Origin of the sequence: Parafrankia sp. EUN1f (genome assembly GCF_000177675.1) — a bacterium.
Taxonomy (GTDB): Bacteria; Actinomycetota; Actinomycetes; order Frankiales; family Frankiaceae; genus Parafrankia.
On the sequence record NZ_ADGX01000124.1, the window covers coordinates 1 to 25,977 of the forward strand.

Sequence of the window (25,977 nt, forward strand, 5' to 3'; positions counted from 1 at the left end):
CGGCGGCACGGACAAGTGCCTCCTGCGCGCAGTCCTCCGCGTCGGCGGTGCTCGGCAGCCGCCGACGGGCGATGTGCACCAGTCGCTCGCGGTGCGGAAGGACCGGCGACGATCTCCACTGGCGTCCCCAGCGGGACGGTCTGTGCCAGCCGGGTGATCGAGTCGTTGCTCAGCCGGATGCAGCCGTGGCTGACGTCGCGGCCCAGCGAGCTCGGATCGTTCGTGCCGTGGATCCCGATGACCGGATCGCGGCCGCCGAAGTCGTCCAGGCTGGTGGAGAACCCGCTCAGGCCGAACGCGTACGGCCCGTAGGCACCGTTCGGGTTGCTTGGCCGCAGCAGCTCCATCAGGAAGAACCGGCCGCCGGGGGTGGGAGTGTCCGAGGTGCCGATGGCCACCTTCTCCTCCGCGATCTTCTGATCGCCGCTGAAGAGACGCAGCACGTGCGCGCCGCGCGCCACCTCGATGCGGTAAGGCGTCTGGCTCGCGTTGACCTGGGCGGCCTTCACCCAGCCGGTGCTTCCGTTGGGCTCGACGGGCAGCAGGACCTGCCACCATCCCGGCATCTTCGCCTGCACGAGGAAGACCCGCGGGGCCCCGTTCTCGTTCGGGTTCGACAGGCTGCGCGTCGGCTTCGTGGCGGTGGGGGCCTGGTAGATGTCGACACTGGCGCCGTTGGCGGTCAGCACGGTGCTCGTGCCCTGGTTGAGCCCGGCGACGGCGGCGAGCTGGCTCTGGACCGCCGCGGGAACCGCGGCCGGCCCGGAGGCCCCGTCATCGCCGCCGCAGCCGGTGAGGATCACGCCGCCCAGCACAACGGCCAGTGCCGCCGCCCCTGTCCGTGACAGGGCGCGGCGGCCGGTCGAGCGCTCGGCGAGCGCTTCGTGGTGACGTCTCATCCCGTGTAGTACGGCTCGGTGTGCACCGCCGTCGTGACAGCGGGGGCAGCGATGGGCAACACGGCGGGCACGGCCGCCGGCGGGTCGGTGCCCTCGCAGTCGGACACCCCGACGGTGGGCAGGGTCACCAGCAGGTAGCCGGTCTCCGCGTCCCACGGGGCCGCGACCACGGCCCCGCCGTGTGAGTCGAGGGTCAGGGTCTCACCCGGGCCGATCTCGGAGATGCCGGCGCCGAGGCTCGTGTCGAACCAGCCGAACCCGAAGGCCTTGTCCTGGGTGTTCTGCAGCGTCCAGTCGGGGCCGTTGGCGCCGCACTTGAAGGTGAGGACGAACGGGTTTTGGTCGAAGTCCTCGATCCCGTCGATTTCCTTGTCCAGCGGCACCTTGAACGGGAGCAGGGACAGGAAGCCGTCGAGGACCGGGTCACCGGTGCCCTCGGTCGGGGTCGACGTGGGTGACGCGCTTTCCGTCGCCGTGGCGCTGGCCGTGGCGTCCGCCGATGTCTGCGGAGTGTCTGTCGCCGTGGGAGTCGCGGAAAGGTCCGGGTCCGGCGTGGCCGACTCGTCCGCCGACGGTGTCTCGGTCGTCGCCGGCGTGGTCAGGCGTGCCTCCGGCTCCGTGGTGGTGGTGGCTTCCACCGTCGGGGAGGCGCTGGGGCTGGTGGACGTCGTCGTCGTGGCTGCCGAGGCCGGTGGGGCGACCGCTATCAGGGCCGCTCCGAGAACGCCGGCCGCCACGGCCCGCATTCTGGTGATCCGCATGAATCCGTCTCCCTACGTTGTGACGGGTCGCCCTTGACACGCGCTGCCGGCGGCCCGTCAAGGTGCCCGACCAGCCGGAGGGCGGCGAGTCGGCGCGGGACGCGGATCAGCGTTTGCTGATCAGGTGCGGCTGCAGGCAGAAAGGTACCAATGCCCGCATCGTCACGGGGTGGGCGGGTCCGACGTAGCGGAAACGTTGGGTGTTCATCTGTGTTAAACGCGTCGCGGTGGCAGGGTGTGGGGTCGGTCGTGAACCGTCGATCCGGCGGGTCGGCTCACCTGCCGTTCACCTGCCGGAATCATGTTGTGCATCGGTGGCCGCCGGCGGTCGGATTCTTCAGCCTGGATCGGTTCGGCGTCAGGGCGCCAACCGTTCGATGATCCAGGTGGGAGGCCTGTCGGGCGCCTGGCTGTGGGTCGTGCCGGGGCCGGCCGCCGGCCCACCCGCAGCCGCGGACGCCCCACTTTCTGTGATCAGTCGATAGCGCAGGCGGTCATGGAGGCGGTCCGGGCGGCCCTGCCAGAACTCGACCGAGTTCGGTGCCAACCGAAGGCCTCCCCAGAACGGGGGGGTCGGCACCGATTCGTTCCCGGGCCATCGGCTCTCGAGCTCGGCCAGCCGGTCGGTGAGCACTTCGCGGGAAGAGATCACCGCTGACTGGTGACTCGCCCAGGCGCCGAGCTGGGATCTGCGTGGCCGGGAACGGAAATAGGCCTCGCTCTCCGCTCGCGGAACTCGTTCGACGGAGCCCGTCACGATCACCTGTCGTTCCAGTGGATACCACGGGAAGAGGAGGGATCCGTAGGGGTTCGCAGCGGCCTGGCGGGCTTTCGCCGAATGGTAGTTCGTAAAGAGCACGAATCCCTGCTGATCGAATCCCTTCATCAGCACCGTGCGGGAACCCGGACGACCGTCGGCGTCGGCGGTGCCGAAGATCATCGCATTTGGCTCGCTGATTCCGGATTCTGGGGCGGAGGCCTCCGCGAACCATTTCCGGAACTGCTCGGTCCAGGTCGCGGCGAGCATTGCCTCGTCGAACCGCCCTGGACGGTAGCTGCGGCGCAGCACCGCTGGATCGGGTGGCGGCGGGTGGAGGTTCACGCTTCGGATCCTGGCAGGCCCTCGACAATGTGACTGGCATCACCTCGGATGGGCGTGCGGTGGCAGCGGACGTCCCCGCACGCTTGATGACGAAGTGTGGGCGCGGCACCGGTGCGTAACGCGCCTCATCACTTCCCGCCCAGTGGCGAAACCGCTCTCGACAGGGCAGGATGCAGACGGACGATTACGTCCTTAACGCAGGACCGATGTGGCCACGGACCGATGTGGTGACAGAGCGACCAGCCATCAGAGCGATCACTCATCAGAGCGACCGCGCTCGGCGCGACCATCGGCCGAGCGGCCACTCGCCGAGCGATCGCGGGTCTGGCGACCACATGGTCTGGCGACGGCAGGGAACAACCGCAAGGAACAACCACAGCACCGACGAACTCGACGAGTCGCCGACGGCGGCGGCAACGGGGCCGCGCCGGAACCGGGACGATGCGACGACCGCCAGGTCGGCGCGGCGGCCGGATCCGGCGATGCGCAGCCGCGGCTGACCGGTCCCGGCAGGGCCCGTCCCACTGTCGGCCGAGACAGAAGCGGAGATCCGGACTCGATGGCCGAGAAGACAAGCGATTTCAAGCCAGGCCTGGAAGGCGTGATCGCCTTTGAGACGGAGATCGCCGAGCCGGACAAGGAAGGCAGCGCGCTGCGCTACCGCGGCGTCGACATCGAGGACCTGGTGGGGAAGGTCGACTACGGCCACGTCTGGGGCCTGCTCGTGGACGGGGCGTTCGAGCCCGGCCTGCCGCCGGCCGAGCCCTTCCCCGTACCGGTGCATTCCGGCGATATAAGAGTCGATGTCCAGAGCGCGCTGGCGATGCTCGCGCCCTACTGGGGCTTCGGCCAGCTGATCGACATCACCCCGGCGCAGGCGCGGGACGACCTGGCACGGGCCTCGGTGGTGGCGCTGTCCTTCGTCGCGCAGTCGGCCCGTGGGCTCGGCCAGCCGGCCGTTCCGCAGCGCGAGGTGGACCGCGCCCGCACGATAACGGAACGGTTCATGATCCGGTGGCGCGGTGAGCCGGATCCCAAGCACGTCCAGGCCGTCGACGCCTACTGGGTGTCCGCCGCCGAGCACGGCATGAACGCCTCCACCTTCACGTCCCGAGTGGTGGCCTCCACCGGGGCCGACGCCGCCGCGGCGCTGTCGGCGGCCGTGGGCGCGCTGTCCGGGCCGTTGCACGGCGGGGCACCCTCGCGCGTCCTGGCGATGCTGGACGAGGTGGAACGGACGGGTGACCCCGCCGGGTACGTCCGGGCGGCCCTGGACCGCAAGGAGCGCCTGATGGGCTTCGGGCACCGGGTGTACCGCGCCGAGGACCCGCGTGCGCGCGTGCTCCGTCGTACCGCCCGTGACCTGGGCTCGGAACGCTACGAGGTGGCCGAGGCGCTGGAGGCGGCGGCCATCGAGGAGCTGACCAACCGCTACCCGGACCGCCCACTGCGGACGAACGTCGAGTTCTGGTCGGCCGTGGTGCTGGACTTCGCCGAGGTCCCGGCCCATATGTTCACGTCCATGTTCACCTGCGCCCGTACCGCGGGCTGGAGCGCTCACATCCTGGAGCAGATGCGGACCGGCCGGCTCATCCGCCCGTCCGCCCGCTATGTCGGCCCCGCGCCGAGGCCGCTGGGGGACGTCCATGCCTGACGCCCCGACGATCGTCCTGCCCGACTCGCTGCGTCCGGTCGACGGCCGCTTCGGGTGCGGGCCGTCCAAGGTCCGTACCGAGGCCGTGGACGCCCTCGCCGCGAGCGGAACCTCGCTGCTCGGCACGTCGCACCGACAGAAGCCGGTGAAGAACCTGGTCGGCCGGGTCCGTTCCGGGCTCGCCGACCTGTTCTCGCTGCCCGAGGGCTACGAGGTCGTCCTCGGCATCGGCGGCGCCACCGCCTTCTGGGACGCGGCCGCGTTCAACCTGGTGCGGGAACGCTCCCAGCACCTCGTCTTCGGTGAGTTCGGCGGCAAGTTCGCCGACACGACGAAGGGCGCGCCGTTCCTCGGCGACCCGTCGATCGTGAAGTCGGAGCCGGGCACCCACCCCGACTGGGCGCCCGAAGCGGGTATCGACGTCTACGCGACGCCGCACAACGAGACCTCGACCGGTGTCGCCCGGCCGGTCCGGCGCCCGGTGGGCACCGACGCGGGCGCGCTGCACCTGGTGGACGCGACCTCCGGCGCCGGCGGCCTGCCCGTCGACCTCACCGAGGTGGACGTCTACTACTTCGCGCCGCAGAAGTGCTTCGCCTCCGACGGTGGTCTCTGGGTGGCTCTCATGTCGCCCGCGGCGCTGGGCCGGCTCGGCGAGATCGCGGCCACCGACCGCTGGATCCCGCCGTTCCTGGACCTGACCACGGCGCTGGACAACAGCACCAAGGACCAGACGTACAACACCCCCGCGGTGTCGACACTGTTCCTGTTCGCCGACCAGCTCGACTGGATGAACGGGCAGGGCGGGCTCGACTGGTGCGTCCGGCGGACGGCCGAGTCCTCCTCGATCCTCTACAACTGGGCCGAGAAGACCGCCTACACGACACCGTTCGTCGCCGACCCGGCGCAGCGCTCCCAGGTCGTCGTCACGATCGACTTCGAGGGCGTGGACGCCGCCGCGGTGGCCAAGGTGCTGCGCGCCAACGGCGTGGTCGACGTCGAGCCGTACCGCAAGCTGGGCCGCAACCAGCTGCGGGTGGCCTGCTTCCCGGCTATCGAGCCCTCGGACGTCGAGACCCTCACCGGCGCCGTCGACCACGTGGTCGAGCGCCTCTGACAAATCTCTGCAGCGGGCGCAGCGCCCATCGTTTGATTCGGCCTGGGGAGACCAGCGTCCTCGTGTCTCTCCAGGCCGATCGTTCGCCGGGGCCGCGGCCGGTGTACCCGAGCCGCCTGGTCAGACAGTGGCCGGCCCGATTCGGCTGCTGCCTCAGGTGTCAGATGCCCTCGACCATGAGCATGACCAGCGCCGCGACCGAGCTGGACGGGTTCGGTCCGCGGCTACCCGCGGAGCTCTCGGGCGCGGCCCTCACTGCCCTGTCGACCGCTGCCTGGTAGCGCTCGAACGGAAAATCTCCAGGGAGCGCCTTGTCTGCGAATCGGTGTTTTCGCAGCGCCTTGCGCAGCCCGTCCGGCCGTATATGCGCGGTATGGTCCACGTAGTGCCAGAGCAGCCAGATCTCGAAACATGGATTGCTCACGGCGACCGCGATCTGCTCCCGTGCCGCGAGGTCCAGAGCCTTGCTGAGCGTGTTATGGGAGTCAACATCCACGACGCACCAGTACGCGTCGAAGTCGTCCCGGTAGGCCCGGTGCGTGAGTGCCTGCCGTACAACGGTCTCCGGATCGCGACCGGTTCCGATCACCTTGGCGTTGACTACTCGCACACCTGTTGCCCGGATCGCTCGCGCGAGTCCATCGAAATAACCCGGTTCTGTTCTCTCACCTTCGGTGACGATCAGAATTCTCGGGTTTTCCTGTCGTGTATTTCGCCGGCGCCGGAGATCAGCCTTTCCTGGCCTTCCGGCGGGTGGTGTAATGTGCCGGTCTGGCGCAATATCTCGGAGATAATCCGATGGTTAAGCAGCGGAACGGCTCCGTATCTGCCGTCAAGATAGCGTTTCGAGAAGTTATCCCCGTTTCGCGTCGGAAACTCGGCGAGCGAAAACAACTCCGTCGAGCCGTCGCCGCGCTTCTCGGTGAACCAGATCTCGTCGGGTTCGAGCAGGGCCGGATAAGAGGGGCTCATGAAGGAGACGTCGTGGGTCGTGAAAACTATCTGAGCCCCCTTCTGGTTGATCTCGGGGTTCTTGAACATCTCGACGAGAGCCGACGCGAGGTGCGGATGCAGGTTGGCATCCAGCTCGTCCACGAGCAGTACGTCGCCGCCGCGAAAGGCCTGCAGGGCGGGCACCGCGAGGGCCATCCAGGCCAGCGTCCCGCTGCTCTGGTCGACCTGCGGGATCTCGAACTCCTCTCCGTCCGCCGCGGAGTGCACGAAGGCCAGCGCACGACCAGCCTCCTCGACGATTCGAAGAGCATCCTCCTGCCGGGTCTCCCGGAGAATCAGGTCAAGTAGTGATCGTGCTTCCGGTGAGAGATCGTGGGAGGTAACCCGGACCCCGGATATGCCGACGTCGGCCATTCTGAGAAGTGACACCGCGAGTTCGAGGGAATCCGGGTCGGAGATGGTCTCCATAGCCACGCGGAGCCGGGTCTGCTGATCGAACTCCCCGTACCTGGCATACAGGATATGGCGAGAGATCTGCTGGTGGATCCGCTGCAGGAACCGATGGTTGGAGTTTGCCGCGGCCGAAAGGAAGAGGCTGCGTGGGCGTACCAGGCTGGCCGCCAGCGAGTTCTCGCCGGGAAGGTGTCGACTGAACGTGATCGAGTTTCCGTCCGGACCATTCCGGATGAACAGGCGCCGCCGCCTCGACTCCGGATAGCTGAAGAGCCACTCGGCCTCGATGCCGAGCGCGGTGCTTCTGAATCCGTAGTCATAACGTACTCCGTCCACCACTACCGACAGCTCGTAGAAGGACGGCGGCTTCTCACCTCGGGTCAGGGCGAAGGGGTGGTATGGAAACCGATCATTCTCGGCCCAGGTGGTGGCCGACTGGCGAATCGCGCTGATCGCGAAGTCTATGGCGTCAAGAAGGTTGGACTTGCCCGAGGCGTTCGCTCCGTAGATCGCCGCGACTCTGGTGGTGGCACCGGCCCAGTCGCCGTCGCGCGGACTGATGGTGCGTAGCGAAGATGAAATGAGAGATAGTTCGGACTCGTCCCGAATTGACCGGTGATTCGCCACGCGGAATCGCAGCAGCATCGTGACTCCCTTCTGGTCGCAGTTTCGGGACGATTTTTGTCGTATCTCCCCTGACTGGGCTCCGTAAGCGCATCTGATCGTACAGTTGAGTCCAGATCGGAGGTGGGCAGAGTGCCCTCGGCGCCGCTCCACATCTACTTGGGGGGGCCAGATGGTGGACAGACGTTGGGTAACGAAACATCGATTTTGTTTTTATTAACGATGAGCGATGAGGCCGGTCGCGATGCGTTGGGTGACACCGGCCGACCAACGCGAGCAGCCCTCCGGATGGAGCCGGAGGGCTGCTCGATGCTGTTGCCGGAAGGCGTTGTACCGCTCGGAGCCGAGCGTCTGTCGCAGGCCGCTGTGTAGCGAGCGACTGCCCCCGGGGGCGGGGGCTTCGGCCGCCTAGCGCAGCGGGCGCACCGGGGCGGCCTGCGCGGCCTGGGCGGCGATCGGGTCCGTCTCGGCGGCGGCTGCGGCTGACCGGACGTCCATCGGAACGTAGGGACGCTGGTCGTAGCCGACGTACAGCTGGCGCGGGCGGGCGATCTTCTGCTCGGGGTCGAGCAGGCCCTCCTCCCACTGGGCCAGCCAGCCCGGCATCCGGCCGATCGCGAACAGCACCGGGAACATCTCCACCGGGATGCCCATGGCCTGGTAGATGATGCCGGTGTAGAAGTCGACGTTCGGGTAGAGCTTGCGCGAGATGAAGTACTCGTCCTCCAGCGCCACCCGCTCGAGCTCCATCGCGAGGTCGAGCATCGGGTTGGTGCCCGTCACCTTGAAGACCTCGTCGGCGACCTGGCGGATCACCCGGGCCCGCGGGTCGTAGTTCTTGTAGACCCGGTGGCCGAAGCCCATGAGCTTCTTCTTGCCGTCCTTCACCTGGGCGATGAAGGCAGGGATGTTCTCCACGGAGCCGATCTCGGAGAGCATGCGCAGCACCTGCTCGTTGGCGCCACCGTGCAGCGGGCCGTAGAGCGCGGCGATCGCCGCGGCGGCGGCGGAGAACGGGTCGGCCTGGGAGCTGCCGACGGCACGCATCGCGTTCGCGGAGCAGTTCTGCTCGTGGTCGGCGTGCAGGATGAACAGCACGTCGAGCGCGTGCTCGAGGTTCGGGTCCGGCTCGTACTTGAGCTCGGTGGCCTTCCACATCATGTTGAGGAAGTTGCCGGCGTACGAAAGATCGTTGTCCGGGTAGACATATGGGAAGCCCACGGAGTGCCGGTAGGAGAACGCCGCCAGCGTGGTGATCTTCGCGATGAGCCGGACGATCTGCAGCCGCCGCAGACCGGGGTCGTCGATCGTCTTGGCGTCCGGGTAGAAGGTCGACAGTGCGCCGACGGTCGATACCAGCATGCCCATCGGGTGGGCGTCGTGGTGGAAGCCGTCGATGAACTTTTTGATCGACTCGTGCACCAGGGTGTGGTGCGTGATCTCGTCTTCCCAGGTGTAGAGCTCGTCCGAGGTCGGAAGCTCGCCCGCGAGAAGCAGGTAGGCGACCTCGAGGAAGCTGCTCTTCTCCGCCAGTTCCTGGATCGGGTATCCGCGGTAGCGCAGGATGCCGGCGTCACCGTCGATATAGGTGATCGCGCTGCGGCAGCTCGCCGTGTTGGTGAACGCGGGGTCGTATGCCATCAGGCCGAAGTCGTCGTCGTCGACCTTGATGGAACGGAACGCACTTGAGCGGATCGTGCCGTCGGTAATCGGCACCTCGTACGTCCGACCGGTGCGGTTGTCAGTGACGGTCAGGGTACTGACCTGCTCGGACACGCCGGGCTCCTCTCGCCATGGCACTGCCGGGTGACGGCGTCGGCCACCTCCGGGCGCGCGCCCGGTTCGGAGCGCTCTCGCCGGTTCACTGGTTCGGTTCGGTTGTCCCCAAGTCTCGCGGTTCGAGCCACCACATGCGCGTGATCGGTGGCGTCTATCCCACGTGTGCTCTGCCACCCCGTATGCCGTCGAGTTGCGGGTGGCGCCAGGGCTGGTGCAGCTGGTAACGAACGGCCCGATTTGGGCGCCTTCGGGCGGTTGGGTCGTCACGCCTTGCGGCTGTGTGGGGTGTGCGTCGTTCCGTCTGAATCCGCAGGTGGCCGGGATCAAGCGAGATAACTCACACGGCCGGGTGTGGTGCGCAGTGCACTGTCTGGTCAACGGTGTGCTATCGGAAGTTCACAATGCGGCGTGTACGTCGGGTCTGTGGCCGTGGTTGTGGGTGCCGTGGCCCTGTCGCGTCGCCGTTGCCACTCCGGCCAGGCTTTGGGACGGCTGGCCCGCGGGGTGGGCTGGCGCCGGGAGGGAGCCACCCCCACGCCGGAGCCACCCCGCACTCGGCCCCACCCGCCACCCGCACGTCGGCTCGACACGTCCGCTGGTGCCGCCCGTCCGGTGGTGCCGCCCGTCCGCTGGTGCCGCCCGTCCACCGGCGTCTCCTGCTCCGCCGGGTGTCTACCGGCCGGGCGATCCGCCCGGTGCGGCGGCGGAGGCTATGCCACCCGCCGACCGAAGCCAGGCGAGGACTGCCAGGACTCGCCGGTTGTCGTCGCCGGACGCGGGCATCCCGAGTTTCGAGAACACACTGGCGACGTGGTTTTCGACCGTTTTGGAGGCAAGGTGCAGTTTTCCGGCGATACCGGCGTTGGAGCGTCCTTCTGCCATTTCCCGCAGAACGGCGCGCTCCCTCTCGGTAAGCCGGTCGAGCGCCTCGGCGCGCCGCCGGTGCGCCAGCAGCCCCGCGATGATGTCCTCGTCGACGACGAGACGGCCGTCCGCGATGCGGCGCAGGCCGTCCAGCAGCCCGTTGAGGTCGGTGACCCGGTCCTTGAGCAGGTAGCCCATACCGCCCCGGCCGTCGCCGAGCAGGCGCACCGCGTAGTGGACATCCGAGTAGGTGGACAGGACGAGCACGCCGACCGCCGGATGCTGGGTGCGGATCAGCTCCGCGCAGACGAGGCCCTCGTCGGTGAACGTCGGCGGCATCCGCATGTCGAGGATGACGACATCGGGCTGCGTGTCCGCGAGCTGGGTGTCCTTGAGATGGGCGAGGATCCCGCGCGGCTCGGAGGCCTGTGCCGTCACCTCGACACCGGCCGAGGCCAGCAGCAGTGCGAGGCCTTCCCGGAAAAGTGTTGAGTCGTCCGCGATCGCTACCCGCATGTCGCCCCGATCAAGGTCGCGCCTGGTTTTCCGTGGGTCTGGTCGTCCGTGGGCCTGGTCATGACAGCAGTGGCATCACATCAGTGGGTCGTGGCCGGGATGACCGCGGTCAGCCGGGTGCCGGAATGCGGCGGGCTGGACAGCATGATTTCCCCGCCGAGCGCGCGGACGCGCTCACCCAGGCCGGCGATTCCGCCGCTTTCGCTTATCACGGCTCCACCTTTACCGTCGTCGGCGATCTGAACCAGGAGCCGGTCACCAGACATTCGCACCGTAACCTGCGCATGGGTGGCTTCAGCATGTTTGACGGTATTCGCCAGTGCCTCGCTCACGGTGTAGTACGCAGTGGTCTCCAACACGGTGTCGAAACGCTGGTCCGGGACTCGAAGATCGACCACCAGGGGCAGCGGGCCCGTGATGTCCTCCAACGCGGCCTTCAGCCCCCGTTCCCGCAGGATCGGCGGATGGATTCCGCGGGCCAGTCCGCGCAGCTCCTCCAGCGCGGCCCGAAGATCGGCGGAGGCGGCCGCCAGCGCGGTGGCCGTGGCCTCGTCTGTTGCCTGTGCCTGGGCGAGCCCCAGACGGGCGGCGAGGGCGAGCAGGCGCTGCTGGGCGCCGTCGTGCAGGTCCCGCTCGATCCGGCGGCGCTCGGCCAGACCGACCTCGATGAGCTGCGTTCGGGTGGTCCGCACCGCGTCGAGCTGGGAGGCGACCATGGCGTGAAGTCGTGCGTTCTCCAGCACGATGGCGCTGGCGTTCAGTGCGACGTCCACCAGGTCGCGGTCGCGCTCCAGCGACGACCGAGCGGACAGCACCGCCAGCGGCGCACCCGAGGTGGTGCGGACGGGCAGCGTCAGCAGCGTGTCGTCGGTGGCCGGCGGGATGGCCGGCCGGCCGTCGCTGTCGATGTGCACACCTCGCTCGGGCACCCACAGGTAGATCTGCGCGCTCTCGTCGCCCAGTGCCGCGCGCAGCACCTCACGCACCGCCCGCGCCGTCGGTGGGGTGCTCAGGGTGCTCAGGAGCTGGGCGATGCGGCCACGGGCCAGGTGACGGCGCGCCGCGGCGGTGGCGAACGACGCCGGAATGGCGAACAGGGTCGCGGCCATCGGTATGAAGATCGGGTCGATGGCCCCGCCCTGGGGGTAGTAGACGAAGAGGTTCACCACGGCGGCCATCACGAAGGCGGCGAGCAGGCCCAGCGAGACCGGCCCCAGGGTGCGCCGCTCCAGCGCCGACGCCCGTCGGTGGCGGCGGCCGATGACCAGCCCGAAGGCGACGACGACAGCGAGGGTCAGGCCGTCGAGGACGTTGACGACCACCTCGAAGACACCTGGGTCGATCGCGGACCCGTACCACCACACGTCCGGCCGGTAGCCCAGGGTCTCCGGTCGGCACAGCCCGATCAGCACCAGGTTGCCGACGGGGATGACCGCGACGCCGACGGCGACCATCAGATGGTCGACGGCCCCGACGAGTCGCCCGTGCGGGTAGCGCAGCACACCCCAGCCGAGGCAGACCCAGAAATGGGTGTAGGCGAACGAGGAGATCACGGCGCTCGGGCCGTGTTCCCAGGTGGCGGTCCAGCTCACCGCCCACAGCAGGCCGCCCAGGACGAACGCCCAGCTCACGCTGCTGAGTGCGTCCTCGTCGAGGAGCAGCAGGCCGGTGAGGACGAACGTGAGGACGACGAGCACGTTCAGCGTCGCCGGAAACGGCGTCCCGGCCCAGGCGGGCCATTGCGCCGCGATCGCCAGCAACGACGTCACCAGGCCGGCGGTCACCAGGGAAACGAGCCGGTGCCGGGTGACGGCGCTGGTCAGCGACCGGGCAAGCCGCTGGCCGGGTGCCTGGGAGGCCGGAGTGCCGGCGGTGGCTGTGGACGCCCTACCCAGCGACAGGTTGGGGGCCGGCACGTCAACGTCTCGCCGGGCGTGACGATCTCACCCGGTAAGGGTGACACACCGGTCATGTCCGGCTGGGTGTTACCCCCCAGAGGCAGAGGTGGAAAGTACCCCGAAAACGTGGAGCTGTCCCGGAAGCGAGGAACGACGGCTCCGGTGAATAGTGGATGCGGCCCTCCCACACCGAAGGTCGGTCGCGGGCAGCTGGCCCGGGTCAGTCGGGAGCCGGACGCTACCGGGGGGTGGCCGGCACCCGGCGCCCGTCACGGACCCGCTCCAGCCGCGCTGCGACGGGTCCCGCGGTTCTTGAACATTAGCGACGCTAACCAGTACTTTCGGGGAATGGACAACGTAGGCGTGGCGGAGCTTGCCTCCACCCTGCGGATGTCCGTGATGCGGTTGTCGCGGCGAATGCGCCAGGAACGTTCGAGCACCCTGACGCCGACCCAGGTCGCGACCCTTGCCACGCTCGCGCGGCACGGCCCGATGACGCTCGGCGAGATCGCCGCGTACGAGCGCGTGCAGCCACCGTCGATGACCCGCGTGATCACGCTCCTGGCCGAGGCCGGGCTCGTCAACCGGGGCCAGCACCCCTCCGACGGTCGTCAGGTGATCGCCGAGGTCACCGAGGCGGGCCGGGAACTGCTCGCCGCGGACCGCCGCCGCCGGGACGAGTGGCTGGCCGAGCACCTCGAGGACCTCGCACCGGACGAGGTCGATGCGCTGAAGGCCGCCGCTCCCATCCTTGACCGCCTCGCCGGCCTCTGAAGCAGCTCAAAGCTCCACCCATCCGCCACGCTCACGGGACGCGGAGGCCGCCACCTGAAGCCGGCTGGCGGTGAGCAGATCGTGGAAGGTGGCACCGCGCACCAGCGCCGGATCGTTGAGCTCCGCGGCACGCACGACGTCATAGGTCGCCTCGACCAGGCCGGGCCGCTCGGCGGGAACCGTCGGCATCCACAGGTCCCGGACGCCGGTGCTGTCCTGGCGGCGCACCCGCCGGCCCTGCACGACCATCCGCCCCACATCGCCGCACACCGTGACGACAGCGGTGGTGATCTCGCCGCTCATGCGCTCGTTGATGAGGATCGTCGTCCCGCTGGCCGCGAGCAGCGCCAGGGTCACCGGGGCGTCCGGGGTGAGGGCGGTCGCGGGCATGCTGCCCGGATCCGCGCACACGGCGACGATCTCGCCGCACCAGCGCAGGGCGAGATCGATCATCTCGGCGCGACCGACCGGGCCGGCGGGTGCCCCGACCACCGTGATCTGGCTGAGCCGCCCGAGCGAGTGGACGGATGCCTGGACGTGCCACGCCGCCGGCCAGGCCCGGCCGTCCAACGCGACGACGTGCGCCAGATCGGCATCCTCCGCGATGTCGGCGACGGCGCGCAGCGACTCCGCCTCGGCGGTGGCCGGCTTGGCGAGCAGGACATGCAGGCCTGCTTCGGCGGCCCGGCGGGCCACGATGTCCGACGCCGGCGGGGCCATCTCGACGCAGACGGCCTCGATGTCGTCCGACAGCAGGGCGATCAGATCACTGTAGGCGCGGGGCGCTCCGGCCTCGGCTGCCCAGGCCAGTGATTCCAACGGTTCCGGGGCCAGCAGACCGACGACGTCGACGCCCGCGTCGCGCAGGACATCCGCCGTGGAGAGCTCCGAACCGTCAGTAACAAGGGCCATCGCGACCGGGAGATCGGGCTCGTCGCGCCGTGCGGCGCGACGGTCGGAACGCCAGGCCCGGGACAGACCGGGATCGCGGGGTGCCACCAGTTCGGGGACCGTCGTCACAGCTCCGATAGTGCATCCGAACACCACCCGAGGGTGGGCGGTCGGGCCGATCCCGTCGTCAGACCACCCACTCGAACCAGCCCGCCGTGACCAGACCTCGTCACGCCCTACGGGGGTGCCCGATCGGGCCGGGCGCGGCGGGTACGGGCTGGCTGCGCGGCGCAGCGCGGCACGCCGCGGTATTGAGTGTTCACGATGAGGTACTTCGTCGCGCTGCTGCCGCCGCCCGAGGTCATCGACGGCCTGGCGGCGGCGATCGCCAAGGTGAGCGGGCGGCCGGAGCCGCGGCTGCGCTGGAGCAGCCCGCCGCAGTGGCACGTGACGCTGGCGTTCCTGGGCCCCGTCGACCCGGCCGTGCGTCCGGCGCTCGCCGAGCGGCTCGGGCGCGTCGCCCGCCGTCACCCACCGGTCGAGGTACGGCTGGACGGCGCCGGCCGCTTCGGCGGGCGGGTGCTCTGGGCCCGAGTCAATGGTGATCTCGGGCCGTTGGCCACCGGGGTGCGCCGGGCGGCGGCCAGAGCCGGTGCGGACCATGGTGATGACCGCCCGTTCCGGGCCCACCTCACCCTGGCCCGGGTACCGGCCGGTACCAGCCCGGACCTGCGGGAGGTGGTCCGGGAGCTCGACGAGGCCATCGCGGGGTCGTCCTGGTCCGCGGGAGCGATCACGCTGATGAGCAGCGACGGTGGGCCCGCCCCCACCTACCGGGTCGAGAGCGAATGGGAGCTGAGGGGCTCCGCGGCGTCCCGGTAGCGGTAGCCGACTCGCCGGACTGTCTCGATGCGGTCCCGGTGGCCCCGGCCGAGCTTGCGCCGCAGACGGGTGATCATGACGTCGACGGTGCGCGGCGCGGAGGCGCCGAGCGCGTCCGGATCCTGGTGCCACACCTCGCGCAGGAGCTTCTCGCGGCTGTGCACCCGCCCCGGATTGCGCACGAGGTAGTCGAGGACCTCGAACTCCAGGTAGGTGAGGTCGATCGGCTGCCCGTCGACCAGGACCTGCCAGGCGACGCGGTCGATGTCCACGTCACCTCCCACGGTCGTTCTCTCGACGAAACCGGCGTAGGCAGTCACGGACGCCTCCAGGAAGATCAGCGAAACACAACGAACGGCACGGTCGGGAGCATGGCGGGCTCCTGCCCGGGTGCGCGCCCGGGCGAAGATCATCTATGTGGTCGGCGTCGGCCGGTGGGGATCCGCCCGCAGCCTCAGGGGGTGCGACCGGACGATCAGCTGCGGCCTGACGACCAGGGGGCGCCTGCGGTGGCGGCGGGCATGGCTGGCCGCGCCTGCCGCGTGACGTGCTGCCGCGGGGGGAGTCGTCCGGCGTGCGGATCCGGCACGGCGATCGCGGAGCCGGGGGGACGCTCACCGCGCGACGGTCACCGCGCGGGACGTCGACTGCGGTGTCAGGTGGCCGAACAGGCGGCGGAGGCGACCCGCAACAGGTCGATGTGCCCCCGCTTGACGAGGTAGGTCGGCTTCAACACAGCAGCAACGGAAACACGTACAGCGATACTCGGCCAATGAAATTACAGTGTGATCTGACTCACTTTAACACTTCTTGACTGAACAAAGACCTGCTCGCACAGTTTTGGACGTGGCCGCTCGCGTACTCTCCATCGACCGAGCGCTGCCGGCCCACCGTGCGTGGTTGGCTTTCTGGTTCGTGTCCCGCCCGCTGCTCACGCGCCGGCGCTGTGTCGACTACGGCCGCGTCACCCGGTGCCGCTGTAGCCGGTGCGTCCGCTGACGGAGCGGATTCCGTGGGCCTGCCGCCGCGATGATTCGCGGCACCGTGTCAGCACCAGGGCCCCAGGTCCGAGCTTCGTCGTGCGTTCCCGTCTCACGTCAGCTCCCTGCCTCGCCATAGCCGATCGGTCTCACCGTCGGTGCACGCGTCAAGGGGAATCCGTCAGGGCTCGTGGCCGCGAATGCGGTCTGAGCAGGTCCGAGGCCGCAGCGCCGGCGCTCGACCAGACCGGAAGGCCGATCATGATCCAGTCCTCACGCCCGGTGCCGCCGTCCACGTCGCACACGCTGCCGCGCACGCAGCCAGACACTTCGTCCGGGCTGCTTGTAGGGCCCCGCCTGGTCGTCCTCAGTGGTAGTCCGCGCACGGGCTCCCGAACACTCGCCGTCGCGCGCGGTCTCGTCGAGCGGATCACGGAGGATCTGCCGGCCGCCAGTGTCGAGATCATCGATCTGGCCGAGCTGGCCCGCCATCTCTTCGACGGGGACAGCCGGGTCGCTGCCGCGGCCAGGACGGTGGCCGCGGCCGACCTGCTGATCGTCGCCTCGCCCGTCTACAAGGGCAGCTACACGGGCCTGCTCAAGGTCTTCCTGGACCTGCTGCCCGGCGGTGCGCTGCGGGGAGTCACCGCCATCCCGCTGGTCCTGTCGGCGGCACCTGATCACTCCTTCGCGGGTGAGGCCTATCTTCGCCCGGTCCTCGTGGAGCTCGGTGCCGCGGTGCCGGCGCGTTCCTTCGCCGTGATCGAGGAGCAGATCCCCGACCTGGACGTCGTCTTCGACTCCTGGGTGGTCTCCTACGTGTCCGCGCTGCGGGCCAGCGTGGCGGCGAACGCGGGGACGGCCCGCCCGGCGCTGGCCGCCGAGCCTGACCGCCCCGCCCACGCCGAGGCGGCGCCATCGCCCGTGCGGTCGGATGCGGTTCGGTCGGATGCGGTTCGGTCGGACGCGGTGCGGTCCGACGCGGTGCGGTCGGACGCGGTGCGGTCCGACACCGTGCGACCCGACACCGTGCGACCCGAAACGACCCGGACGGAGCCGGCCAGGCCCGTTCCCTCCGTTCTCGCACCGGCGGCGTCCGCGGTGCCGTCGACCGGATCCGGGGCCTCGTCATCCGGTTCATCCGGGGTGGCCGTCGGGGTCAGGACCGCTCTGCGCGCCGGTCTGGCCGGGGCAGTCCTGTGACGTCCACCGTCCTCGGCGCCGAGCCCGAGCTGATCGACCCGGCCGCGCTGCGCCGTGTCTTTCGCGGGCACGCGGCCGGGGTGGCCATCGTGACGATGCCCGGCCCGCACGGGCCGGTCGGTTTCACCGCCACCTCGGTCGCGTCGCTCTCGGCGGACCCGCCGCTGCTGTCGTTCTCGGTGGCGATCACGTCGTCGTGCGCGCCGGCCCTGGCCGCTGCCACGGGTCTCGTGGTCCATTTGTTGTCCGACGATCAGGAGGAGCTGGCGGCGCGGTTCGCGACTCCCGGGATCGACCGTTTCGCGGAGCCGACTCGCTGGCGGACACTTCCCACCGGCGAGCCGCTGCTCGTCGACGCGGCCGTCTGGCTGCGGACGCGGATCCGCTCCCGGCTGATCGCGGGCGACCATCATCTGGTGATCGCCGAGATCGCCGAGACGCGGGTCGACTCCGCGGCCGGCCTGCTCGCTCCGCTCGTATACCACAACGGCCGCTACGGCACAGTGACGGCGGGACGGTCGCGTACCTGACCGGCGACGGGTAACGCGGGGTCTGGCGCCGGAAGTCGGTGGTGTCAGCTCGGAGCTTCGGGCTGCCGCCGGATTGCCGCTGCTGCCGAGCAAGAGTTGAGGGCGTTGGTCGCTGGGACGACCAAAATCCTCAACGCTTCGGATGGTCGGCCCGGGCACCAGCCGTGCTGTTCGCCGACGGCCAGGTCGCGACGCCTACCGAGCGTAGGACGTCGTCGCCCTCGTCCACCTCGCCGGCCACCAGAAATCGTGATCAGAGGAAACGATCGGTGGTAGGGAAGCGCCGAGGCGTCGCACCGGCATCGGGTCGTTCCACACTTTCCAAGTTCGTCAATGGGTAATAGGGAGATATGCTCCTGGTCTGCGTGTGAGATCATGCTCCGGGGGAGGAGGCGGGGGTGGGTCTGCCTGATTTCGCCGTCATCGGCGCCCCCGATGCCGGCGCCTCCGGTCTGCACGCGGCGCTTGCCCGCCACCCCGGTCTGGTGATGTCCCGGCCGGCCGAACCCGGCTTCTTCCTTGCGGCCGGAGTTCGTCCCACCGCCGGCGGCCCGGCGCCTTCGACGGGTGGGGATGCCCCTGATCCGATGGGCGAGGAACCGTTCGTCTGGTGCCGGTCGGACTATGAGGCACTGTTTCCGGGAAGCGATCGGCGGCCCCGGGGAGAATGCACTCCCTACTACCTGGCGGACTTCCCGGCGCAGCGGCGCATGCACGAGCTGCTGCCCTACCTCCGGATGGTCGTCGTGCTGCGGGATCCGGTCGAGCGCGCCTACGCGAACTGGTCCGCGCAGCGCCGGGCTGGCCTGGAGCACCTGCCGACACTGATCGAGGCGCTCGACGCGGAGGCGGCGCGCCGGGCCGCGGGGTGGCGGCGCCGGTGGTGGTATGCGGAACACGGCCGCTATGGCATTGCGCTGCAACGCCTCTACACCCTGTTCCCGCCCAGCCAGGTTTTGCTGGTTCGATATCGGGACCTGGTCACCCAGCCCGAATCCGTGTTACGCGAGGTCTTTTCCTTTGTCGGCGCGGTCGATCCCGGCGCCCCGCCCCGCGGCGTCGACCGCATGTTTCCCCCGGCGGTGACCGACGCCGGCGGAACCCGGATCCGGGCCGCCGGTCCGGCCACCACCGATGCGATGGCCGCGGCGCTGACCACGCTGCGCGAGTGGTCGCTACCAGGCCCGCCGCTGCCACCCGGTCTGCGTGCGCGGGTCATCGACCGCTACGTCGACGACATCGCCCTGCTCGCCCGGGTGACGGGCCGATCCTTCGACGAGTGGCTTGAGCGTGGCGACTGCGCGCTGGAGACACACCGCTGACGCACGGACGAAGGCAGGTCTACCGGCACGCCTGACGCGTGGGTGGTGCGGCTGTCGGTCCCGCGGCTGGCACGGCCTGGCGGACGGGCACCGGCGACCGCGATAGCGTCGTCGCGATGAGCACACCGAGGCCGGAGGGCGACGTGCCAGACGTCAACGTGCCAGAGGCCACCGTGTCGCGTGCCGACGCTCCGGACGTCGACGCTCCGAATGCCGACGTCCCGAATGCCGACGTCCCGAATGCCGACGTCCCGGGTGGAGGCGGCTCGCGCCCGGCGGAGCTGCAGGCGCTTCCCTACGACGGGGTCCGTTCGGTCGCCGTGGGATCCGTCGTCTGGCTTGTCGCGCTCCTGGTCATGATTCCCTTCGCCGACGACCTGCGTGACGACGGCAGGCTGTGGTGGATCGCGACCGCCGCCGTCGGCTTCGGGCTGGGGCTGGCCGGTCTGTGGATCGTCATCCGCCGTCGCGACCGGCTGCGCGCAGCCGAGGAGCAGGCCGAAGCCGGGGCCGGCTGACCGAGGGAATCTCGGTCAGCCGGGGTGCCGACACCGACTTCGCGGCCTCCCGACTTCGCGGCCTCCCGACATCCCGGCACATCGGGTCGGCGATCAGAGATCGTCGAGATCGTCCTCGGCCTGCCGCAGCGGCGCGCCGTCCGGATCGCGAAGGGCTGCAGCCAGGCCGTGCCGGCGTTCCCACTGACCGGCCTGCCAGGCCAGGGCCCGGGCGAGCGCGTCCGTGCCCGCCTCCGCGTCGACGTGGATCACGCCGCCGATGCCGCCGATGACGCGCCACGGAACCCGGGCCTGCCGCCCGCCGGGCACCGTGATCCACAGCTGCGGATGCAGGTGGTAGCGCGCCACCAGCGGCCGGACGGCCCCCGGCGCGGCCGCGAGATCCGTCCCGTGCAGGTCCTCGGGCCCTGGCTCGGACTCGTCCGCGGCGAGGTGGTCGAGAACAACCCTGCTTCCGGAGACGACGACGGTTCGGCTCGTCGCCTCCCCGTCGCCGGCCGCGTCCGTGCCGGCGGGGACGTCCACCGGCTCGAAGTCGTCCAGGTCGGAGGCCAACCGCAGGCCGAGAACATGCGCGGCCTCGGCCGCCCGGTCCAGCGGCAGCCGCAGGATGGGCCTGCCGTCCCCCACCACCGCCAGCAGGTCGGGCGCGTCGACCACGACGACCTCGTCCGCGGGGAAGACGCCGGCCGGGGTCCGGACCGTCAGCGGGGGGTCGAGCCGGGGTCCGACCACCCCGTCGGGGTCGGCGCCGAGCAGTCCGGCGGCGCTCACCGCGGCCATGTAGAGCGTCCGTGCGGCCGGCCAGCCGATCTCGCGGTCGCTGTCGCCCAGCCGGTCGAGCAGGTCGATCACCGCGTCCGGGTCGGTGAGGACGTCATCGAGGGTGCGGCGGGCGCCGAGCGCGCGCAGCAGCTCGTCGTCCACCCCGGGCAACGGCGTGGCCGGTGCGAACAACCCGGTGAGCAGGGGATCGGCACCGGGCAGCACCAGCTCCCGCGGTGGCAGCCGGGCGCCGGACCCGTCGGCTGTCGGCAGCGTCGTGTGCCGGGCCAGCCACCAGCGGGTGTAGGAGGGCTCGCGGCCGAGCACCACCCGGCGCAGCGGCGGGCGGGCCAGCTCGGCGAGCGCCGCCGGCCAGGCCTCCTCGTCGACGAGCTCCAGGTCCCGTACAGCGGCGAACCGTTCGACCACCAGCGGGGCGCCCGGAACCTCGGGAGTCGCCCGTTCGGAGGACTCGTAGGCCTCGTCCACCCAGGTGTCGCTGTCGTCCAGCTCGAGCAGGACCGGCTCGTCCGGGTCGAGGGTCACCTCCACCGCGCGCAGGACGCCGAACGTGTGCAGGACGCCTACAGCCTCCAGGACGTGGACCGGCCAGGCGTTGCTGACGTGTGGGTCGAGAGTTCCGAACGGGGCGTCGTCGGCCAGCAGGAGGTCGAGCGGACCACCCGCGATGACGAGCTCGGCGGCGGGCGCGAAGCCACCGTCCAGTTCGGGGAGCAGCAGCGCGGTGAGCCAGCCGGGCATGGCCGGCCGGCCGGACCCGGTGGGCGAGCCGGCATCCTCGTGCGCGTCAGCGGAGTCGGCGTGCTGATCGGCGGTCAGGCCGCTGTCGGTGTCGGTGTCGGTGTCCTGTCCGGGCACGGGGCCGGTGGCGGAGCCGTCCGCCCGGGCGTGGCTGTGCTCCACGATCGCGTCGCGCACCAGTGCCAGCACCCCGTTGGCCAGTGCGTCCAGGTCGTCGGGATCATCCTCGGGATCGGCCTGGACGACGGCCTCCCGCACCGCCGGGTCCCGCAGCACGCCGGCCGGGGTGCCCTCCAGCGCGCCCAGGGTGCGCAGTGCGTCCCGGGCGGTGCCCGTGCACGCGTCGGGATGGACGACCCGCAGCGGCAGGCCCGAACGGACCAGGGACACGACGTCCAGGTCGGGGGTGGGCAACAGTGCGCCACGTGGTCCGGTGACCATCCGGCTGGGCGGTGGCGTCACCGGATCGGACCCGTCGGCGACCGGCTGCGCCCCACCCTCCGGGCCGAAGGCCGACCACCGGTCGAGATCGTCGGCTTCGGGCACGACCACGACCGGGATGGGCAGCGCGCCGAGCGCGTCCCGATCCGGCACTGTCAGCAGGATCGGATACAGGTTCGCCCACCAGGACGGATCCCGGCGCACACCGCGCAGGAGCTCCACCACCCCACCGGTGTCCAGCCGGCGGACGCCGAGCAGGTCCAGGGCCGGCCGGCGACGCCGTGCGGCGAACCGGGCCGGCAGCAGACCGTCGATGATCGCGTCGTCCTCCGCGCCCTCCTCGGTGCCGTCGTCGTGAAGGCCGTCGTGAAGGCCGTCGTGACGAGCGTCGTCGTCGGCAGCACCGCCGTCGCCGGCGGCGCTGTCACTCGTTGTGCTGCCGGCGCCGGTGGTCGCGGTGGTGGGAAGTAGCAGGTCGGTGACGGGGTCCGTGGCGGGGCCGAGGTCCAGAACCGCGCAGTCACGGCCGGTCCGGCCGCCGGGGAAGAGCGGTGCGTCGGGAAGGAGCGCGAGGAGGCGGTCACGCAGCCGGCCGTCCACCTCGCCGCGGGGCAGCCCGGTGGGAACGAGATCCAGGGCGGCGAGCCGCGCCGGACCGGGCGGCTGCCTGTCCGCGGGATTACCGAGGTGGATCGCCAGCGCGACCGTCGCCTCGGCGAGCCGGTCGGTCAGCCAGTCCCGCAGCGGTCCGGGGACGGTGTGCCGCCGCGACGGATCGAGCGGCAGATCGACACTGATCAGAGCAGGGATGCTGATCGGCTCGTCGGTTGGTTGAGGGGCGCGCACGACCCGTGTCACATCGCCGGGCCAGTCGCCGTCCGGCACCATCGCCCGTGCGGTGTAGCCCGTCCGGCCACGCTCCTCCACCGGGCGGTCCGCGAGCAGCTCGGGTGGGATCCCGCCCCGGTACACACATCCGCGCCAGCGGGTGCCCTCGATGGTCGCGACTTCGAGATCGGTTCCGTTCGGCCCGGGGCGGCTGGGCTCCCACTCGCACCGGAGCGTGCGGACCTCCCCGTCCAGATCGATGACGATCTCCTCGAGGCCCCGCAGAACAAGAGGGAGAGTGGGGTCCAGCTCGCCGATCAGACCCCGCGCCGTCGCCACCGCGGCCTCGTCGCTCAGCGGCAGCCGGACCACGGTGTCGTAGCCGGCGGGCCCGGCCGGCGGGTCGTCGAGTGTGAACGGCAGGCGCAACACGGGAACCTGCCCCGCCCGCCGGTCGAGCTCGTGGACGAGGGCGTCCACCCCGGACGTGCGCACCAGCTCCGCGGTGCGGCTCCGTGACCAGCCCACTCCGCGCCAGCCGTCCGCCGCGCCGCCGCCGCCGCTGTCGCCGCCGCTGTCGCCGTCGCCGTCGCCGTCGCCGGACGGCAGTGTTCTGGAGACGATCGACGGTGTCTGGGTCACCGCGAGGACCGCGGCGAAGCCGGCGCCGAAGCGCCCGACCGCCTGGACGTCGCGCTTCGCCGAGGCACGCAGCGTCGACAGCGCCTCGACACCAGCAGCGGTGAGCGGCGCTCCGGTGTTGGCGATCTCCAGCAGGCCGCCCGACTCCGTCATGCCCAGCTCCGTCGTGCCCAGCTCCGTCGTGCCTGGATCCGTCCTGCCCGGCCCGGTCGGAGCGGGCTTTGAGCGCAGCCGGACGAGAACCCTCGCCGGCACACCGGCGGCGGTGGCCGCGTCGACCGCGTTCTGGAGCAGCTCCACCAGGAGGCGGTCCCGGTAGGCACCGAGGGCGGCGTCCTCCTCCGCGTTCGCGTCCTCCCGGAACCGGCTCGGGGACGCGGCCCAGGCCTCGGTCACGCGGGTTCGCAACGTCTCGGTGTCAAACGGGGTGACATCCACAGCCTCATCCTTCTCCGTGGCCGGAGCGTTGCGTAGCGAGGGTGGTTAACTGTCCCGGCTTGAGTATGTAACATGATGCATAGGTGAACTTGAAGCAGTGGGCTGAGCGTGAAGGCGTGCATCACGTCACCGCGTACCGCTGGTTCCGGGAAGGCAAGCTGCCCGTGCCGGCCCGCCGGGTGGGCCGGCTGATTCTGGTGGAGCCGGACGCGGTCGAACGGCCCGCGGGGCTGACCGTGGTGTATGCCCGGGTGTCGTCCGCTGACCAGAAGTCGGACTTGGATCGGCAGGTCGCCCGGGTCACCGGGTGGGCTACCGGGCAGGGGCGGGCCGTCGACCGGGTGGTCACCGAGGTCGGTTCCGCGCTGAACGGCCACCGAAGGAAGTTCCTCGCGCTGCTACGCGACCCGGACGTGTCCACGATCGTCGTCGAACATCGCGGCAAATTCGCCCGGTTCGGCGCCGAAAATGTCGAGGCCGCGCTCGCGGCGAACGGCCGTGAACTTCTGGTCGTCGACCCCGCCGAGGTTGATGATGACCTGGTCCGAGACATGACCGAGATCCTGACGTCGTTGTGTGTCCGGATGTATGGCCGCCGCGCTGCCGCGAACCGGGCTCGCCGCGCGGTCGCCGCCGCCACCGAGGCGTCCGGATGAAGTCGTTGCAGGCGTACCGGTTCGCGCTCGACCCGAACGACGCCCAGCTCGCCGGCCTGTCCCGGCATGCCGGGGCGGCCCGGTTCGCCTACAACTGGGGCCTGGCCCGAGTGAAGGCGGCGCTTGCCCAACGGGACGCGGAGGCGTCTTACGGGCTGACCGGTGACGCGCTGACCCTGGTGCCGTGGACGCTGCCCGCGTTGCGGCTGGCATGGAACGCGGCGAAACACGAGGTTGCCCCGTGGTGGGCGGAGTGCTCGAAGGAAACGTTCTCCGCCGGGCTGGACCAGCTCGTCCGCGGGCTGAAGAACTTCACGGACTCCCGGAAAGGCAGGAGGAGGGGCCGCCGGGTCGGCTTCCCCCGATTCAAGAAGCGTGGGAAGGCCCGGGACAGCTTCCGGTACACCACCGGCGCCTACGGCCCGGCCACCGACCGGTCTGTGAAGCTGCCTCGGATTGGCCAGGTGAAGGTCCACGAGCCGATGGGCGCGCTCACCGGCCGGCTGGCCGACGGCCGGGCACGGCTGCTGGGCGCGACCGTGTCGCGGACGGCTGGCCGCTGGTTTGTGTCGTTCACCATCGAGGTGGAGCGGGAGGTTCCCTCCAGCCCGTCGCGTCGGCAGTGCGCCGCCGGGCCGGTCGGTGTCGACCTTGGTGTGAAGCACCTCGCGGTGCTGTCCACAGGTGAGACGGTGGCGAACCCGAAGCATCTCGCCGGGTCGCTGCGCCGTCTGAGCAGAGCGTCGCGCGCCTACGCCCGGTCGAAGCCCGCCAGTGTGGGACGACGAAAACGGGCTGCCCGTCTCGGCCGTATCCATGCGCGGGTTGCGCACCAGCGCCGCGACGGCCTGCACAAGCTCACCACCCGGCTGGCGAAGACCCACGACACGATCGTCGTGGAAGACCTGCACGTCGCCGGGATGGTCCGTAACCGGCACCTCGTCCGGGCCGTGTCGGACATCGGGATGGCCCAGATCCGCCGCCAGCTCACCTACAAGACCCGCTGGTACGGCTCGACCTTGGTCGTCGCGGACCGGTGGTACCCCTCGAGTAGGACCTGTTCCGGCTGTGGCTGGCGAAACCCAAGCCTGACCCTGGCCGACCGCACCTTCACCTGCCACTCCTGCGGGCTGATCGCCGACCGTGACCACAACGCCGCGGTCAACCTGAAACACCTCGTCGCCGCCAGTGCGTCGGAGACGGAAAACGCCCGTGGAGGCGACCGTAAGACCGCGCTCGCGCGGCAGGTGCCCGTGAATCGGGAACCCGGCACCGCGCAAGCGGGTCAGACCGGGAGCGCCGTCCCACCGCGGACGGCTGCGAGACAGAGGCTCACTCATGATTCATGACTCGTAACGGTGCTTAGCATCGCCTTCCGGGATGGGGAACGCGCAAACCAGGCAGGAGGGTCGTTGGTGGCTGCTGGTGGTCGCGCGCGAGGGACCGGCCGAGCTGGTGCGACTCGGCCGGCCCGGGATCGACCCACCCGGGTGGACATGACGTTGCCGAGCTCGCTGGTCGAGCAGTGGGAGCTGCTCGCCGAGCACATCGAGCGCCTTTCCGACCTGGAGCTCGCCGCGCCGTCGGCCCGGCCCGGCCTGACCGTCGGCAACCTGGTGGGCCGGGCCGCTCGAAGTGCGCTCGCTCTGCACACCGCCCTGGCCTCCGAGCCTGCGCCGCCCGCGCCGCCCGCGCCGCCCGCGCCGCCCGCGCTGCCTGCGGCG

22 protein-coding genes and 2 pseudogenes are annotated in these 25,977 nt (G+C 70.4%); 11 read left to right on the forward strand and 13 right to left on the reverse strand.

All coding sequences use genetic code 11. The features are described 5' to 3' along the window. The 4 genes and pseudogenes from FREUN1FDRAFT_RS46870 to pdxH form a co-directional block, all read right to left on the reverse strand. Positions 1 to 79: sigma factor (locus FREUN1FDRAFT_RS46870; protein ID WP_369809831.1), on the reverse strand; the 79-nt coding region annotated here is incomplete at its 3' end. A 91-nt stretch (positions 80 to 170) separates the two neighbouring features. Next, positions 171 to 899 (reverse strand): annotated as a pseudogene (locus tag FREUN1FDRAFT_RS28250) (L,D-transpeptidase); the annotation flags it as partial. Then, positions 896 to 1,660 carry a hypothetical protein gene (locus FREUN1FDRAFT_RS28255; RefSeq protein ID WP_006543710.1) on the reverse strand — a complete coding sequence of 255 codons (765 nt, stop codon included), beginning with the start codon at positions 1,658 to 1,660 and terminating at the stop codon, positions 896 to 898. The gene FREUN1FDRAFT_RS28255 and the pseudogene FREUN1FDRAFT_RS28250, both read right to left, overlap by 4 nt. A gap of 358 nt (positions 1,661 to 2,018) precedes the next feature. After that, positions 2,019 to 2,762: a pyridoxamine 5'-phosphate oxidase gene (gene pdxH, locus FREUN1FDRAFT_RS28260; protein ID WP_006543711.1), complete on the reverse strand. Its 744-nt coding sequence runs from the start codon at positions 2,760 to 2,762 to the stop codon at positions 2,019 to 2,021. 559 nt (positions 2,763 to 3,321) lie between these two features. Between pdxH and FREUN1FDRAFT_RS28265 the strand changes: the two genes are divergently transcribed. Both FREUN1FDRAFT_RS28265 and serC read left to right on the forward strand, forming a co-directional pair. Further along, positions 3,322 to 4,416 carry a citrate synthase 2 gene (locus FREUN1FDRAFT_RS28265; RefSeq protein ID WP_006543712.1) on the forward strand — a complete coding sequence of 365 codons (1,095 nt, stop codon included), beginning with the start codon at positions 3,322 to 3,324 and terminating at the stop codon, positions 4,414 to 4,416. Beyond that, positions 4,409 to 5,533: a phosphoserine transaminase gene (gene serC / locus FREUN1FDRAFT_RS28270; RefSeq protein ID WP_006543713.1), complete on the forward strand. Its 1,125-nt coding sequence runs from the start codon at positions 4,409 to 4,411 to the stop codon at positions 5,531 to 5,533. Before FREUN1FDRAFT_RS28265 ends, serC begins: the two co-directional genes overlap by 8 nt. Positions 5,534 to 5,693: 160 nt before the next feature. Here serC and FREUN1FDRAFT_RS28275 read toward each other — a convergent pair whose 3' ends face one another. The 5 genes from FREUN1FDRAFT_RS28275 to FREUN1FDRAFT_RS28295 all read right to left on the reverse strand — a co-directional run bounded on the left by FREUN1FDRAFT_RS28275 (position 5,694) and on the right by FREUN1FDRAFT_RS28295 (position 12,639). Continuing rightward, a complete protein-coding gene (locus FREUN1FDRAFT_RS28275; RefSeq protein ID WP_369809832.1) occupies positions 5,694 to 6,314 on the reverse strand; it encodes an RloB family protein in 621 nt (206 codons plus the stop codon). After that, the gene (locus FREUN1FDRAFT_RS28280; protein ID WP_006543715.1) at positions 6,215 to 7,585 is read right to left on the reverse strand and encodes an ATP/GTP-binding protein; all 1,371 of its coding nucleotides are present in this window, start codon (positions 7,583 to 7,585) and stop codon (positions 6,215 to 6,217) included. The genes FREUN1FDRAFT_RS28275 and FREUN1FDRAFT_RS28280 overlap by 100 nt, the downstream gene beginning before the upstream one ends. 387 nt (positions 7,586 to 7,972) lie before the next feature. Beyond that, the gene (locus tag FREUN1FDRAFT_RS28285; protein ID WP_006543716.1) at positions 7,973 to 9,340 is read right to left on the reverse strand and encodes a citrate synthase; all 1,368 of its coding nucleotides are present in this window, start codon (positions 9,338 to 9,340) and stop codon (positions 7,973 to 7,975) included. 675 nt (positions 9,341 to 10,015) lie between these two features. Further along, on the reverse strand, positions 10,016 to 10,723 hold the full coding sequence (locus tag FREUN1FDRAFT_RS28290) for a response regulator transcription factor (protein ID WP_006543717.1): 708 nt from the start codon (positions 10,721 to 10,723) through the stop codon (positions 10,016 to 10,018). A gap of 80 nt (positions 10,724 to 10,803) precedes the next feature. Then, positions 10,804 to 12,639, reverse strand: coding sequence for a histidine kinase (locus tag FREUN1FDRAFT_RS28295; protein WP_006543718.1), 1,836 nt, complete (start codon positions 12,637 to 12,639; stop codon positions 10,804 to 10,806). Positions 12,640 to 12,969: 330 nt separating this feature from the next. Between FREUN1FDRAFT_RS28295 and FREUN1FDRAFT_RS28300 the strand changes: the two genes are divergently transcribed. Then, a complete protein-coding gene (locus FREUN1FDRAFT_RS28300; protein WP_006543719.1) occupies positions 12,970 to 13,395 on the forward strand; it encodes a MarR family transcriptional regulator in 426 nt (141 codons plus the stop codon). Positions 13,396 to 13,401: 6 nt separating this feature from the next. Here FREUN1FDRAFT_RS28300 and FREUN1FDRAFT_RS28305 read toward each other — a convergent pair whose 3' ends face one another. Beyond that, positions 13,402 to 14,415, reverse strand: a complete 1,014-nt coding sequence (locus tag FREUN1FDRAFT_RS28305) for a Gfo/Idh/MocA family oxidoreductase (protein ID WP_006543720.1) — start codon at positions 14,413 to 14,415, stop codon at positions 13,402 to 13,404. Positions 14,416 to 14,610: 195 nt separating this feature from the next. Between FREUN1FDRAFT_RS28305 and thpR the strand changes: the two genes are divergently transcribed. Beyond that, positions 14,611 to 15,168 carry an RNA 2',3'-cyclic phosphodiesterase gene (thpR, locus tag FREUN1FDRAFT_RS28310; protein WP_006543721.1) on the forward strand — a complete coding sequence of 186 codons (558 nt, stop codon included), beginning with the start codon at positions 14,611 to 14,613 and terminating at the stop codon, positions 15,166 to 15,168. On the opposite strand, the gene FREUN1FDRAFT_RS28315 is transcribed toward thpR, so the two are convergent. Beyond that, positions 15,117 to 15,488: a winged helix-turn-helix domain-containing protein gene (locus FREUN1FDRAFT_RS28315; RefSeq protein WP_006543722.1), complete on the reverse strand. Its 372-nt coding sequence runs from the start codon at positions 15,486 to 15,488 to the stop codon at positions 15,117 to 15,119. The genes thpR and FREUN1FDRAFT_RS28315 overlap by 52 nt on opposite strands. A 335-nt stretch (positions 15,489 to 15,823) precedes the next feature. Continuing rightward, positions 15,824 to 15,904: a putative leader peptide gene (locus FREUN1FDRAFT_RS48275; RefSeq protein WP_369809833.1), complete on the reverse strand. Its 81-nt coding sequence runs from the start codon at positions 15,902 to 15,904 to the stop codon at positions 15,824 to 15,826. Positions 15,905 to 16,409: 505 nt separating this feature from the next. Between FREUN1FDRAFT_RS48275 and FREUN1FDRAFT_RS43125 the strand changes: the two genes are divergently transcribed. From FREUN1FDRAFT_RS43125 to FREUN1FDRAFT_RS40745, 4 genes are all read left to right on the forward strand, one after another. Beyond that, entirely contained in the window at positions 16,410 to 17,351 is a 942-nt protein-coding gene (locus FREUN1FDRAFT_RS43125) for an NADPH-dependent FMN reductase (RefSeq protein ID WP_006543723.1), read from the forward strand. Then, positions 17,348 to 17,881, forward strand: coding sequence for a flavin reductase family protein (locus tag FREUN1FDRAFT_RS28325; RefSeq protein WP_006543724.1), 534 nt, complete (start codon positions 17,348 to 17,350; stop codon positions 17,879 to 17,881). The genes FREUN1FDRAFT_RS43125 and FREUN1FDRAFT_RS28325 overlap by 4 nt, the downstream gene beginning before the upstream one ends. 398 nt (positions 17,882 to 18,279) lie before the next feature. After that, positions 18,280 to 19,203 (forward strand): sulfotransferase, encoded by a 924-nt coding sequence (locus tag FREUN1FDRAFT_RS28330; protein ID WP_006543725.1) that lies wholly within the window; start codon positions 18,280 to 18,282, stop codon positions 19,201 to 19,203. Positions 19,204 to 19,319: 116 nt separating this feature from the next. Then, on the forward strand, positions 19,320 to 19,721 hold the full coding sequence (locus FREUN1FDRAFT_RS40745; RefSeq protein WP_083828845.1) for a DUF2530 domain-containing protein: 402 nt from the start codon (positions 19,320 to 19,322) through the stop codon (positions 19,719 to 19,721). A 93-nt stretch (positions 19,722 to 19,814) separates the two neighbouring features. Here the strand turns inward: FREUN1FDRAFT_RS40745 and FREUN1FDRAFT_RS28340 are convergent, their stop codons facing one another. After that, the gene (locus FREUN1FDRAFT_RS28340; protein ID WP_006543727.1) at positions 19,815 to 23,597 is read right to left on the reverse strand and encodes a sacsin N-terminal ATP-binding-like domain-containing protein; all 3,783 of its coding nucleotides are present in this window, start codon (positions 23,595 to 23,597) and stop codon (positions 19,815 to 19,817) included. An 83-nt stretch (positions 23,598 to 23,680) separates the two neighbouring features. Here FREUN1FDRAFT_RS28340 and FREUN1FDRAFT_RS28345 point away from each other — a divergent pair, with 83 nt between their 5' ends. The 3 genes and pseudogenes from FREUN1FDRAFT_RS28345 to FREUN1FDRAFT_RS28355 all read left to right on the forward strand — a co-directional run. Then, entirely contained in the window at positions 23,681 to 24,253 is a 573-nt protein-coding gene (locus FREUN1FDRAFT_RS28345) for an IS607 family transposase (RefSeq protein WP_035954049.1), read from the forward strand. Next, positions 24,250 to 25,602, forward strand: coding sequence for an IS607 family element RNA-guided endonuclease TnpB (gene tnpB / locus FREUN1FDRAFT_RS28350; protein WP_006543729.1), 1,353 nt, complete (start codon positions 24,250 to 24,252; stop codon positions 25,600 to 25,602). The genes FREUN1FDRAFT_RS28345 and tnpB overlap by 4 nt, the downstream gene beginning before the upstream one ends. Before the next feature lie 147 nt (positions 25,603 to 25,749). Next, positions 25,750 to 25,977: pseudogene (locus tag FREUN1FDRAFT_RS28355) on the forward strand (maleylpyruvate isomerase N-terminal domain-containing protein); the annotation flags it as partial.